The 13,192-nt window shown below is 42.6% G+C and carries 10 protein-coding genes; 6 read left to right on the top strand and 4 right to left on the bottom strand.

Going from position 1 to position 13,192, the window contains the following annotated elements; translation table 11 throughout:
* Positions 1-102: 102 nt before the first annotated feature.
* Together panB and AHMF7616_RS11865 are read right to left on the bottom strand one after the other, a co-directional pair.
* Positions 103-921, bottom strand: a complete 819-nt coding sequence (panB, locus tag AHMF7616_RS11870; protein WP_115373086.1) for a 3-methyl-2-oxobutanoate hydroxymethyltransferase — start codon at positions 919-921, stop codon at positions 103-105.
* Positions 922-1,092: 171 nt separating this feature from the next.
* The gene (locus AHMF7616_RS11865) at positions 1,093-3,738 is read right to left on the bottom strand and encodes a putative LPS assembly protein LptD (RefSeq protein ID WP_147275669.1); all 2,646 of its coding nucleotides are present in this window, start codon (positions 3,736-3,738) and stop codon (positions 1,093-1,095) included.
* Between the two features lie 85 nt (positions 3,739-3,823).
* On the opposite strand from AHMF7616_RS11865, the gene AHMF7616_RS11860 reads away from it, so the two are divergent.
* The 4 genes from AHMF7616_RS11860 (at position 3,824) to AHMF7616_RS11845 (ending at position 8,555) form a co-directional block, all read left to right on the top strand.
* Positions 3,824-4,606, top strand: coding sequence for an N-acetylmuramoyl-L-alanine amidase family protein (locus tag AHMF7616_RS11860; protein ID WP_115373084.1), 783 nt, complete (start codon positions 3,824-3,826; stop codon positions 4,604-4,606).
* A 20-nt stretch (positions 4,607-4,626) separates the two neighbouring features.
* Positions 4,627-5,640: an MlaD family protein gene (locus tag AHMF7616_RS11855; protein WP_115373083.1), complete on the top strand. Its 1,014-nt coding sequence runs from the start codon at positions 4,627-4,629 to the stop codon at positions 5,638-5,640.
* A 165-nt stretch (positions 5,641-5,805) separates the two neighbouring features.
* Entirely contained in the window at positions 5,806-7,440 is a 1,635-nt protein-coding gene (locus tag AHMF7616_RS11850; protein ID WP_115373082.1) for an acyl-CoA carboxylase subunit beta, read from the top strand.
* Positions 7,441-7,634: 194 nt separating this feature from the next.
* Positions 7,635-8,555 carry a transglutaminase-like domain-containing protein gene (locus AHMF7616_RS11845; RefSeq protein WP_115373081.1) on the top strand — a complete coding sequence of 307 codons (921 nt, stop codon included), beginning with the start codon at positions 7,635-7,637 and terminating at the stop codon, positions 8,553-8,555.
* Between the two features lie 573 nt (positions 8,556-9,128).
* Here the strand turns inward: AHMF7616_RS11845 and hemE are convergent.
* Positions 9,129-10,184, bottom strand: a complete 1,056-nt coding sequence (gene hemE, locus AHMF7616_RS11835) for a uroporphyrinogen decarboxylase (protein WP_115373079.1) — start codon at positions 10,182-10,184, stop codon at positions 9,129-9,131.
* A gap of 331 nt (positions 10,185-10,515) precedes the next feature.
* Positions 10,516-11,133: a MarC family protein gene (locus AHMF7616_RS11830; protein ID WP_115373078.1), complete on the bottom strand. Its 618-nt coding sequence runs from the start codon at positions 11,131-11,133 to the stop codon at positions 10,516-10,518.
* Between the two features lie 342 nt (positions 11,134-11,475).
* Here AHMF7616_RS11830 and AHMF7616_RS11825 point away from each other — a divergent pair, with 342 nt between their 5' ends.
* Both AHMF7616_RS11825 and purE read left to right on the top strand, forming a co-directional pair.
* A complete protein-coding gene (locus AHMF7616_RS11825) occupies positions 11,476-12,606 on the top strand; it encodes a 5-(carboxyamino)imidazole ribonucleotide synthase (protein WP_115373077.1) in 1,131 nt (376 codons plus the stop codon).
* Entirely contained in the window at positions 12,603-13,136 is a 534-nt protein-coding gene (gene purE / locus AHMF7616_RS11820) for a 5-(carboxyamino)imidazole ribonucleotide mutase (protein ID WP_115373076.1), read from the top strand. Before AHMF7616_RS11825 ends, purE begins: the two co-directional genes overlap by 4 nt.
* The last annotated feature ends 56 nt before the right edge of the window (positions 13,137-13,192 follow it).

Raw genomic sequence — 13,192 nt, 5'->3', positions numbered from 1 at the left:
AATTTCTTATATTCAACCATGTACCTTGTTTAACTGGTTAAATTTTTAAAATTCTTAACCTTAAACCAATTCAACCTGCCACTTACAACTTATAACCTGCTACTAGTAAGCTTCTTCCAGACTAGGGAAATCGCGTGATTTTACGTCCGTTATGTATTCGCTAACGGCTTTTGTCATGGTGTCATTTAAATCGGCGTAACGTCGCAAAAACCGGGGCTTAAATTCTTTGGTTATGCCTAATAAATCGTGCGTAACCAAGACCTGACCATCTACGGCCGGACCGGCACCAATGCCAATTACCGGGATACGCAAACCTTCGGCTACCTGGCGAGCCAATTCGGAAGGTATTTTTTCGAGTACTAAGGCAAAACACCCTATTTCTTCGAGCAGTAAAGCATCTTCCAGTAACTTTTTAGCTTCTTGTTCTTCTTTGGCACGTACCGTATAGGTACCAAACTTATAAATAGATTGCGGCGTTAACCCTAAATGGCCCATTACCGGCACGCCCGCGCTTAAAATCCGGATTACAGAATCTTTAATCTCACTGCCACCTTCCAGTTTAATACCGTGGGCACCGGATTCTTTCATAATCCGAATAGCGGAACGTAATGCCTCCGATGAGTTACCTTGGTAGGAGCCAAAAGGAAGGTCGACCACTACAAAAGCTCGTTTTACCGCTCTAATCACCGAGGAAGCGTGGTAGATCATTTGATCTAAGGTAATGGGTAGGGTAGTGGTATGCCCGGCCATAACATTCGAGGCGGAATCACCCACGAGTAACACATCAATACCAGCTCCATCCAGAATGGAGGCCATTGAAAAATCGTAGGCCGTAAGCATCGAAATTTTCTCACCCCGTTCTTTCATGGCCTGTAACTGATGCGTAGTAATAAGTTTTATATCTTTTCGATGAACGGACATAAGGGAAAATTATGAATTATAAATCACGTAAGATGCTAGTTGCCATACGGGCTTCTTTCTTAATTGATAAAAATCTATCCTTAAAAAAAACCTCTTTCGCGGATAGCAGAAGAGGCGTAATATTAAGTTTAATTTTTAATTTCTAATTCATAATTTCTAATTTAAATAGGCCTAGCGCCAGTTAATGCCCCGGTTACGCGAAAGTTTTAAATCGCGCAGGATAGAAGATCGCGCATTAATATTAATGGAGTAGGATTGATATTCCCCAAACGGCACCCACGAAATACTCATTTCCCAGCAGTGCAAATCGCGGTAAATGTTTAAGCTGGTATACGTCATTTGCTTAAACTGAAAATCATAACCGGTGCTGTAAGTAACTTTCCATTTCTCGGTAAGGTTTACCGAACCATCTACCCCCAACGATTTGGATATTTGATCCTCCGCACGCAACGAGGTACTTTTAAAATAGGAAGCCGTAAAATTTAAACTTAAAGTCCACGGAATTTTAAAATCAACGTACTCGGCTACTAGATTCTGATTGGTTTCCAGCGAAGGCCGATTGGTGCGCGGCGCTTGTTCTTGTGCGGTTTGCGATCCCTTCTTCAAAGCCTCCGGGTTCAATTCCATCGACATATTCAGGTTGGCATTAACTAAACGGGCTAATTGGCCGCTACTTAAACTATACTCGTTTAACCGGCGACCTTCCTTAGTTATTTTGTATGGATCAAAAACGGCATTCGAGAATAAATTTAATTTTTTAAACAAAAGAGTCCGGAACTGAATATTAAAATTTTGCAACTGAAACGAATCGGCGGCAAAGTTGTACCCCGAAGTAATCCCCAGGTTATCAATCAAACTCACTTTCTCGAAGGTACTAGCGGTATCCGATTTAGCTCTTACTTTCATCTCCACGTTATTCGTTAAGCTAAAGTTCATGTTGCTCTGCCGGAAAGAAGTGGGAACTCCGTATAAACTCCGGTAAATTGGTAAATATTGAATCGGAATATTATCTTCAATATCTCGCCGGCCCACTTGCACTTGGCGGGTGTATTTTTTTGAAAAATCCGGATTATAGGAGTAACTGATATTAGGCGTCATCAAGTGGCGAATGGCCTCTATTTTTTTGCCTTTGATAATATAGGTACCGTATACCCGGGTACTTAAACTGGCATTGGCTGCGTAGGTATATGCCCGGTAAAACCCGTTAGTAGTATCTATCCGCACAGCGTTTAAGTTGTTCAGATAATTGTAATCGAATTTTTTAAAAAACCAAGTCTCGTTGTAACTTAAACCAGGCGATAACTGAAAAAACTTAAACAGCCGAATGCTGTTCATCGTAATGGGTAAAGAGTGCTGAATGCCATAATCAGCATTAGCCAGAATACGCCGGAAGTTTTTACCATTTAATTTTAAAACCGTATCCACAGCACTACCTCCCACTAAATTGGGGACACCACTTAAAGTGCTGCTGTTAATTTGGGTAGATATTAAGTTACGCGCACTTACATTATAGCTCAAAGCAATATCTTCGAACCAGCTGCCGCTGCTTTTTTTCTGAAACCATTTTAACGGTGTTTGGCGGTTTACGGCAAAAGTGGCTTCGGGTAAAGTGAAATTATGAACACCCGTGGTAGTATTCATGTTGTGCAAAGCCGAGGCCGTTAAGGTAAACGGTGAGGTAGGTTTGGCAAACTGATACTGTACGCTGGAATTAAACGTATTATTAAGCGCCAAGGCTGGGCTATCGAAGCGGTTCTGACGGTTATAAAACTGCGTACCGGCATTTACACTGGCCGACCATTTACCGCCCGGGCGTAAAGTAGTAGGCGTATGGCTGGCACTAATCCAAAAAGATTTAGGCTCTATGCGATTAAAGTTGCCCGGCCCAATAGTGGCCTCGCTGGCGGATGTTACCGGCGTTTTATTAGAACTATAACTCATACTGATATTACCCCGGTACCGGTACCGTTTAATGTACATCGACTGTAACTGCAGGCCGTAGCTGCCAAGCGAGTAAATATCGCCGGTTAAGCGCATATCAATATTCTCGTTTAATACAAAATAATATCCGCCGTTGCGTAAGTAAAAACCACGTTGCCGCGATTCCCCAAAAGTTGGTATAATTAAGCCGGAGCTGCGCTTTTTCGGCGTCGGGAAATAACCAAACAGAAAACCCAGGGGAGTGGGAATATCGCCAAAAACTAAATTAAATGGCCCGGTAAAAATCTTTTTACCCGGTATCGCCTTCATTTTACTCGAGTTAATGTAAAAATGCGGGTGCGGTAAATCGCAGGTCGTATACTTCGAATGAATCCCGTACATGGCATCGCCTTCGGTCTTTTTAACTACTTCGGCGTGCAGAAAACCTTCGCCCTGCTTAGTTACCACCTCCCGGATCTTTCCTTTTTTGGTTTTGAAATTATAGCTAATCTGTTCGGCTTCATACGTTTGCTGGTCGTCTTTAAACAGCGGTGTACCTAAGGCTTTTCCCGTCGAATCTTTGGAGCCAATCGCATTCACCAGGTTGGTTTTATAATCTAATTGGGTAGTATGCGCTTTTAACGACATGGTGCCATAATCAATACTGGCGTCGTTGTACATATTAACCAACCGGTTTTGTACGTTTAAAACAATAGAATCCTTAGCGGTATATTTAATGGTGGTTGTGATATCACCTTGGATCGAATCTTGTTTTACTTTTGCGGTATCCACCAAAATTTCCGGCGTTTGGGGTGTAGTTGTCCGGTTGGGCGTTTGTTGCGCCCAGGCATTTATCACTCCTGACAAAGCAAATACGATAGCTAGGAATATCCTCAAAATGTGTGGTAAACGTTTCAGAATTAATTAGCTTTTTATATATTTTTGCAAAGGTAAGATCATTAGTTTTAATGTAACGAAAGTCGTGAGAAATATTGTTTTATTTTTGTTGCCGGCCCTGATTTTTGTTTTTTCTGGATTTAGTACCAACTTAATTCGCCGGGATAACCGGGTGCGAACCGTAGTGATTGATGCTGGGCACGGAGCCCACGATAATGGGTGCAGCGGTCGGTTTTCGAAAGAAAAAGATGTAGCTTTAAAAGTAGCCCTGCAAGTAGGTAACTTAATCGAAGAAAATTTGCCGGAAGTTAAAGTAATTTATACCCGGAAGTCTAATGTGTTCGTAGAACTAATTGACCGGGCTGGGATTGCTAACAAAAATAACGCGGACCTATTTATCTCTATCCACTGTAATTCGGGTCCAACAGGGGCATTTGGCACCGAAACTTTCACGATGGGGTTGCATACTTCCGAAGGAAACTTGAAAGTAGCCAAACGTGAAAATTCCGTAATTTTAAAAGAAGAAGGGTATAAAGAAAACTACGATGGCTTTGATCCCAACTCGCCACAGAGTCATATATTACTATCCCTCCGGCAAAGCGCTTACATGGATAATAGCTTGCGTTTTGCTTCGATGGTCGAAAACCAGTTCGAAAATAAAGTGAGCCGCAAAAGCCGCGGCGTAAAGCAAGCCGGCTTAATAGTACTCTGGAAATCAGCCATGCCCAGTGTGTTAATTGAAACAGGTTTTTTAACAAATCCAGAAGAAGAAAAATATCTCAACGATAAATCGGGACAATCGTATATTGCTTCAGGCATATACCGGGCATTTAAAGAGTATAAACAAGAACTCGAAGCCACAAACTAATTCAACTTAAAACAACCTACGTGAAATTTTCTAAAGAAATAAAAGTTGCTTTACTGGGCATTGTAGCTATAGTAATGCTGTATTTTGGTTATACCTTTCTTCGGGGAAGCGATTTATTCTCTTCTAGTAATACTTTCTACGTGGAGTATGAAAGCGTAGATGGATTGAATATTTCTGCTCCTATTGTATTAAATGGGGTGAAAATAGGTACCGTAAAGGATATGTATATTCTGAAAGATAAGAATAATAAAATCCGGGTAACGCTTTCCGTGGATAAAGATATAGCCGTTGGCGACTCTACGATTGCCAGTTTATCGAACAGTGATTTATTAGGCGGTAAAGCAATCACCTTTTTCTTACGGCCTAATACTAAACAGTTTACCGGCGGCGAAACCTTAACACCTTTTGTTGAAAAAAGTATAACGGATATGCTCACGGCTAAAGCCATGCCGGTATTAGGTACTATTGACTCTACCTTGTTAAAATTAAATGCTTTTTTCGGCGAAGATGCGAAGCGCAGCATTCAAGCTACTATCTTAAATACGCAGGCTACCACCGAGGCCGTAAAAAATTTAATGGTAGCTAACCAACGCAACATTAACCGCATTACTACTAACGTGGCTGATCTTACTTCTTCTTTAAAAAATACAGAACAAAAATTTAGTCAGTTAGCTACTAATTTGAGTCAAATAACCGATACTTTAAAAAGAGCTCCTATTAATACCACAGTGCGGCAATTAAACACCACCATAGCCGAAGCCCAATCTATGATTAAGAAATTTAACCAGGATAGCGGTACTTTAGGTAAAATTATGAACGACGACTCTTTGTACCGGAACATGAACGCGTCTACCGAAAGTTTAAATGCTTTGCTGCAGGATTTAAAAGCTAATCCCAAACGCTACGTTCACTTCTCGTTAATTGGGGGTGGTACAAAAGTGAAGCAAGCAGATAATGTAAAATCGGCGGATAAGGTGCGGAATGCGAATACTGTTGAAAATACGGGAGTAGTGGGTGAAGTACAAAATAAATAATTTTTCCATTTCGCCCATCAGGTAGGAGTAAATCATGTACTAAAGAACTAATCAGGAGCATTTTTTTAAATTTTTATCTACCTACCCGCTCATATACTGCTCCAATATAAACTTAAATTTAAAAATCCGCTTCCAGGCGGATTTTTTATGCTATAGCCGTTTACGATGGAACAAACTACCGATTTTCATAAAAATGAAGATGTACTAAAACAGCAGATCTATCAACTAAAAAGTAAGTTGAAAAACGTGTATGTGGGAGGGGGTACGAAACGGCTGGAAGCCCAGCGCGCAAAAGGAAAATTAACGGCCCGGGAACGAATTAAATACTTGTTAGACGAAAGTGCCGAATATGTAGAAATTGGCGCTTTGGCCGGCGAAAACATGTACCCGGAGCACGGCGGCTGCCCCAGCGGGGGCGTAGTAGTGATGCTGGGCTACGTAAAAGGCCGCTTATGCGTGGTAGTGGCTAACGATGCTACCGTGAAAGCCGGCGCCTGGTTCCCGATTACGGCTAAGAAAAACTTACGCGCCCAGGAAATTGCTCTGGAAAACAAACTGCCTATTATTTACCTGGTAGATAGTGCCGGGGTTTACCTGCCTTTGCAAGACGAAATATTTCCGGATAAAGAACACTTTGGCCGCATTTTCCGGAATAATGCCGTAATGTCGGCCATGGGTATTATTCAAATTTCGGCGATTATGGGGAGCTGCGTGGCGGGTGGCGCTTACTTGCCCATCATGTCCGATGAAGCCATGATTGTGGACCAAACCGGTTCTATTTTTCTGGCCGGTTCTTACCTGGTAAAAGCCGCCATCGGGGAATCGGTGGACAACGAAACGCTCGGTGGTGCCACTACCCACACCGAAATTTCGGGGGTTACCGATTATAAATTTAAAAATGACCAGGAATGTCTAGATGCCATTCGCAATATTTTCGATAAAATAGGCGAGCCCCAAAAAGCCGGTTTCAACCGCACAACTCCGGCACCGCCGCAATTAAAGCCAGCTGAAATTTACGGCTACTTGCCCGCAGACCGCGTGAAGCCCTACGATATGCTGGAAATCATCCGGCGGCTGGTAGATCATTCGGAGTTTGAACCTTATAAAGAATTATACGGGCAAACTTTAATTTGTGGCCTGGCCCGCGTTGACGGTTGGGCCGTGGGCATTGTGGCTAATCAGCGGAAAATGGTAAAAACCAAAAAAGGCGAGCTGCAAATGGGTGGGGTCATTTATTCGGACTCGGCCGATAAGGCGGCCCGGTTTATCATGAACTGTAATCAGAAAAAAATACCTTTGATTTTTCTGCAGGATGTATCGGGATTTATGGTAGGTAGCAAAGCCGAACAAGGCGGCATTATAAAAGACGGGGCTAAAATGGTAAATGCCATGGCAAACTCGGTAGTACCTAAGTTTACGATTATCATTGGTAACTCATACGGGGCTGGCAACTACGCCATGTGCGGCAAAGCCTACGATCCGCGATTGATTTTCGCCTGGCCCACCGCGCAAATGGCCGTAATGAGTGGAGCGGCCGCCGCGAATACTTTATTGCAAATTCAGGTAGCTTCATTAAAAAGTAAAGGCGAAACCATTACGCCCACGGCCGAAAAAGAATTATTAGATAAAATTACTACTAGCTACAACGAACAACTCTCGCCGTATTACGCGGCAGCCCGTCTGTGGGTAGACGGGATAATTGATCCATTAGAAACGCGCCAGGTAATATCTTTAGGCATTGCGGCGGCCAACCATGCCCCCATCGAAAAACCATTTAATGTGGGTGTTATTCAAACCTGAAGAAAATAAATTAGAAATTAAAAATTTAAAATTAGAAATTTGTACGCCTTCCTTCGTTTGAAAGAAGCGAAAATTCTTTTTAAGTAGCGCGGCAAAAAGGAAACGCAGGGATCAGGTAATTTTGTTAGTGTTAATCAGAAATAAGAAAACAATATGGAATGGATTTCTAATTTTTAATTTCTAATTATTAAAGAGTGACAAATCAAGAAATAAAAGCTTTAATATCTTTACTCGACGACGAGGACCAGGAAATATCCGTACACGTAGAAGATAAAATTGTATCGCTGGGTGAGCCGGTAATTCCTTTTTTAGAAGAACACTGGGAAGAAAGCATTAACCCCGAGGTACAGAAAAAAATCGAAGATCTGATTCATAAACTACAGTATGAATCTTTATTAAGTAGATTAGCCACTTGGCGAAAAACAGGAGGACAGAGTTTAATCGAGGGCATGTGGTTAGTGAATACTTACCAATACCCAGATGCTGATTTAGCGGTAATTAATAAAACGCTGGACCAGATTTATTACGAAGCCTGGTTGCACATTAAACCAGATATGCATCCTTACGACCAAATCAAAGCCTTAAATCACGTTTTATTCCGCATTTATAAGTTTTCGGCTAACACTAAAAATTTTCATTCGCCGGCTAATTCCATGCTGCACCTGGCACTAGAAACGCAAAGAGGCAATCCGTTAACTTTATGCGTTATTTACCTGACCGTGGCGCAAAAGCTAGGCTTGCCGGTTTACGGGGTTAATCTGCCGAACTTATTTATTCTGACTTACAAAAAGGACGGCTACCAGTTTTATATTAATGTGTATAACCGAGGCTTAATCTTATCGAAAGCCGATATTGATTCGTATATTTTGCAGCTAAACTTGCACCCGGTCGATATCTTTTATGAGCCTTGCTCTAATCCGGACATTATTAAACGAGCGTTGCGCAACTTAGCGGTATCGTTCGAGAAATTAAACGAAACAGAAAAAGCTACGGAAGTAAATAAGTTATTAGATGCGCTTACGGATGATTCAGATACGGTACTTCGGCAAGATGCCGGCGAAGAAGAGAACGAAAGCAACCCGGAAAACAACGAAGACGACGAGCCATTAGAATAGCGATAGATTATCAAAATTTAAAAAAGCCGCTTTAAAAAGCGGCTTTTTTAAATTTTGATAAGATTTACTTTGCGCATGATGGAGTTAATACAAAATCCGCCGTAAATTAAAGGTTTGGTTTATCAAATAACTGCACGAGTATTTAACCTTTATATAAAAGGTTACCAACCAAAAAAATACCCGCCATCATAAAACAATAAAATAATCCGCTTTTAAAGGCGAAGTTATGGTAAACAGAAATATACCTGAGTTTATAGTTTCTGTAAGCAATTAAGCCCATCATAAGCATACCCGGAACTATCAGGAAAAATGCACCTAAAGAAGCCATAGCGGACCATTTCCAAAATATTTCGGTTAAAATAATTAGCAGTATTCCGCCGTAAATACTAAAAATAAAAAAAAGTCGATTAGAGGAGGGTTTTCAACTAATTCTTTTAAAATTTTCCTTTTTTTAAAAAAGATAGCTTGCTAAGCCAAACGCTGGAGTTATCAGGTGAATTAAAACAAATGTTATGAGTTCCATTTATCTAGGCGCTAACAAGTAGGCTTAATCCGAAATCGCCAAAATAAGCGCTACGTTACAGATTGTGGCTCGTTTATTTTGCTGCTGTATTCTTTTATAGTATCTACAAAACATTTCACCTTATCGGGGTCGGTATCGGGGTAAACGCCGTGACCTAAATTAGCGATGTGCCGGGTAGGCCCGAAAGCTTGCAGCATGGCGATGGTTTCTTGCCGGATATTATCGAAAGAACCGTATAAAGCGCAGGGATCTAAATTACCTTGTAAAGTTTTGTTAAAGCCAATCGCGGCCCGGGAATCGGCTATATTCATGTTCCAGTCCAAACCAATGGTTTGACAATCTAATTGGGCAAATTCAGACAAGGCAAAAAAAGCGCCTTTGGCAAAAACAGTAACGGGCACCGTTGTAATGGCATCGCAGATGCGGGCAATATACCGGGTAGAAAATTCGTGGTAGTGCGCCGGCGGCAAAATGCCTGCCCAAGAGTCAAAAATTTGTAACATCGCGGCTCCGGCATCCACCTGGGCTTGCAGGTAATTAATGGTAACCGTGGTAATTTTATCGAGTAGTGTATGCGCTAATTCCGGCGAAGTGTAAAGAAGTTTACGGGCTTTGGAAAATGTTTTAGAACCGCTGCCTTCCACCATGTAAGCCAGAATAGTCCAGGGAGCGCCAGCAAACCCAATTAAAGGTACCCGGCCGTTTAAGGCGCGTTTAGTTATCCGGATAGCTTCGTACACGTAGTGCAGTTGAAAATGGGCTTCTTCTACGCGTAAGTTTTTAACATCATCGGGAGTTTGAATGGTTTGCGGAAAAATGGGCCCACGTTGTTCGATCATCTCGTAGGTGCAGCCCATGGCTTCCGGTACCACCAAAATGTCCGAAAAAATTATGGCGGCATCTACGCCCAAAATATCTACCGGCTGAATGGTTACTTCGGAGGCGAGCTCGGGGGTTTCTACTAATTCTTTAAAGCCACTTACGCTGCTCCGCACTGCCCGGTATTCCGGTAAAATCCGGCCCGCTTGCCGCATGAGCCAGACGGGAGTCCGTTCCGTTGGTTCGCCGGCGGCGGCTCGTAATATTAAATCATTCTTTAACTCCATGCGGCAAAGGTAATAGTTTTAGTCGATAGTCCATGGTCCACAGTCCACAGTTGAGGGGTCGTAGTACACAGTCGGATGGTACATAGTCTGCGGTTGATTGTGTATGGTCTCTGGTTTCTGGTTTTAAAACTATGGGCTGTAGGCACTAATTAAAAGTCTAAAGTTGAAGATTCCTTTATTTTTAAATTTTAGTATATCAAAAACTCACCTGACGCGCCGAAAATTTAAAAAATTAAATTATGGCTTGTGGAGCACAAATAATTTAAAAACGGAGGTGTTAAACCATCAACCAACAACTACCAACTAAAAACTTTAACCTGTGGACTGTGGACTACTTAAACAACGCAATTAAAGCTGAGGTAATGAAATTCACCCCCAGCGAAAGCACGATAAAACCCATGATTTTAGATAAGGCCTCTAAACCGGCTTTGCCCATTACCCGGATAAGTTTCGGCGAAAAAATTAAAATATAATACGTGGGAATGGCCAACAGCACAATGGCCAGAATAATTAAAGCCATATCGGTGTACGACAAAGATTGGGTAAACAAACCAATACTTACGGCAATAGCACCAGGGCCAGATAGCATGGGCATGGCGAGCGGCGTAAAAGAAATATCGGGCTTGCTTATGCTTTCCTCCACGGCATCTTTCGATACTTTACGGCCCGCGTCAGACTTGGTGTTGAGTAAATCTATTCCGGCTTTTAAAATCATGATTCCGCCGGCAATGCGTAAATCGTGAATGCGTAAACCGAAAAAATTTAAAATATACTGGCCGGCTAAGAAAAATACCGCTAAAATGCCGATCATGTATAAGCAGGCCCTTAAGGCCTGTTGCCGCCGGCGTTCCGGGGTGTCGTCTTGGGTAAGCGTTAAAAATACCGGCATAGCTCCAAAAGGATTTACCACCGAGAAAAGCGCCGAAAAGGTAGCCAGCAAAATTTCCATGAACCGGAGCCTGATTAAAATTTAAAAAATAAAAGTAAAGGTAGTAATAGTTTATAACTGGCCCATACGGTTGTTTTAAAAGCGTGTTATAAATGGTAAGAACGTAAAATGGAGAAAGCCCGCACGTGTTTAATAATGAAAGTAAGTAATCAATATTTCACCGAAATCTTTGCAGCGAACAGGCTATTTTGCGTTTTAATTATTTAAAATTATTTATACCAACAACGAACAAATAAATAATAGTGAACAGTTAGTTAGTTTATGGCACGGCTGCTGGCTGATACTTTGGCAAATAAATAAATTGCTTACTTTTGGGCTTCATCCGTTAAATAAAAAACAACCATGCAAGGAGAAATTAAACTCGGTATTTTAGGGGGCGGCCAATTGGGCCGGATGCTGCTGCAAGCCGGGATTGATTTAAATTTATACACGTTAATTCTGGATCCGGACCCGGAAGCCCCCTGCCAATCATTATGTAACGAATTCGTGGTGGGTAGCTTTGCCGATTACGATACCGTTTATGCTTTCGGAAAAAAGTGTAACGTAGTAACCATCGAGATTGAACACGTAAATACCGCGGCTCTGTTGCAATTAAAACAAGAAGGCGTACACGTGTTTCCGGAGCCTGAAGTAATAAAAATCATTCAGGACAAAGGCTTACAAAAAGAATTTTATAAAAATAACGCAATACCCACCGCCGATTTTCGGTTGCTCCAGAACAAAACAGAATTATTAGAACAAGCTGATTTTTTGCCAGCCTTTCAAAAATTACGCACCTTGGGCTACGACGGCCGCGGAGTAACTCGCCTGACGAGTCCCACTGATTTCGAGAAGGGATTTGAAGCGCCCACGGTACTGGAGAAATTAGTGGATTACGATAAAGAACTGGCCGTGTTGGTAGCCCGTAATCCGAACGGGGAGGTAAGCTGTTTTCCGGCAGTGGAACTGGTATTTCATCCGGTGCACAACCTGGTAGATTATTTATTTTCGCCGGCGGCTATTTCGCCGGAAATAGCCGCACAAGCCCAGGAAATTGCTAAACAAGTTATTCAGGCCTTAAACATGGTAGGTTTACTCGCCGTAGAAATGTTCCTGACCAAAGAAGGTGAAATATTAGTAAACGAGGTGGCCCCTCGGCCGCATAACAGCGGGCACCATACGTATAAAGCTAATCTTACGTCGCAGTTTGAACAGCACTTACGGGCTATTTTAAATTTACCTTTAGGAAATACCCAGGGCCATAGCGCCGCCGTAATGCTCAACTTACTCGGAGAACCGGGTTTTTCGGGCCTGGCGCAATACGAAGGTTTGCCGGAAGCTTTGGCTATTCCGGGAGTCAGTATTCATTTATACGGTAAGAAATTTACCCGGCCGGCCCGGAAAATGGGACACGTAATTATTACGGCGGCTACGGTAGCCGAAGCCACGCAAAAAGCAAATAAGGTAAAAGAAGTAATTAAAGTAAAAGCATGACCGAAACATCCGCTAGTAATCAATCCACTCCATTAATCGGGATTATTATGGGCAGCCAATCTGATTTAAAAGTAATGGAGCCCGCCGCCGAAATCTTAGAGGTAATGAATATTCCGTTTGAGTTAACTATTGTGTCGGCGCACCGAACGCCGCACCGCATGGTAGAATACGCCGAAAATGCCCGCAAGCGCGGGTTGCGGGTAATTATTGCCGGTGCCGGAGGGGCAGCTCATTTACCCGGTATGGTGGCCTCCCTGACTACTTTGCCCGTAATTGGCGTACCGGTGAAATCCAGTAACTCTATTGATGGGTGGGACTCGGTGTTATCTATTTTGCAAATGCCGGGTGGCATACCAGTGGCTACGGTAGCTTTAAACGGCGCCCAAAATGCCGGTTTACTGGCCGCGCAAATTCTGGGTACATTTAATGCGGCTATCGCCGACCGTTTAGAAAAATACCGCAACTCGCTCCGGGAAAAAGTAATGCGTTCCGTAGACGAACTCCGCCGCGGCGAGCGCGACGATGATTAAGCTATTAGCTGACCCGGATTTTGTATTAAGGTACTTGTCGGGCGCCAGTCTACTGG

The organism is Adhaeribacter pallidiroseus (assembly GCF_003340495.1).
In the GTDB taxonomy this organism is placed as follows: Bacteria; Bacteroidota; Bacteroidia; order Cytophagales; family Hymenobacteraceae; genus Adhaeribacter; species Adhaeribacter pallidiroseus.
The sequence above is the reverse complement of the archived record's forward strand: the minus strand, read 5'-3'. Positions and strand labels throughout refer to the sequence as shown.

Coding starts and splice junctions, on each gene's coding strand:
- AHMF7616_RS11825 (WP_115373077.1), top strand. CDS start 11,476: ATGCAAGGAGAAATTAAACTCGGTATTTTAGGGGGCGGCCAATTGGGC.
- panB (WP_115373086.1), bottom strand. CDS start 921: ATGTCCGTTCATCGAAAAGATATAAAACTTATTACTACGCATCAGTTA.
- AHMF7616_RS11850 (WP_115373082.1), top strand. CDS start 5,806: ATGGAACAAACTACCGATTTTCATAAAAATGAAGATGTACTAAAACAG.
- hemE (WP_115373079.1), bottom strand. CDS start 10,184: ATGGAGTTAAAGAATGATTTAATATTACGAGCCGCCGCCGGCGAACCA.
- purE (WP_115373076.1), top strand. CDS start 12,603: ATGACCGAAACATCCGCTAGTAATCAATCCACTCCATTAATCGGGATT.
- AHMF7616_RS11830 (WP_115373078.1), bottom strand. CDS start 11,133: ATGGAAATTTTGCTGGCTACCTTTTCGGCGCTTTTCTCGGTGGTAAAT.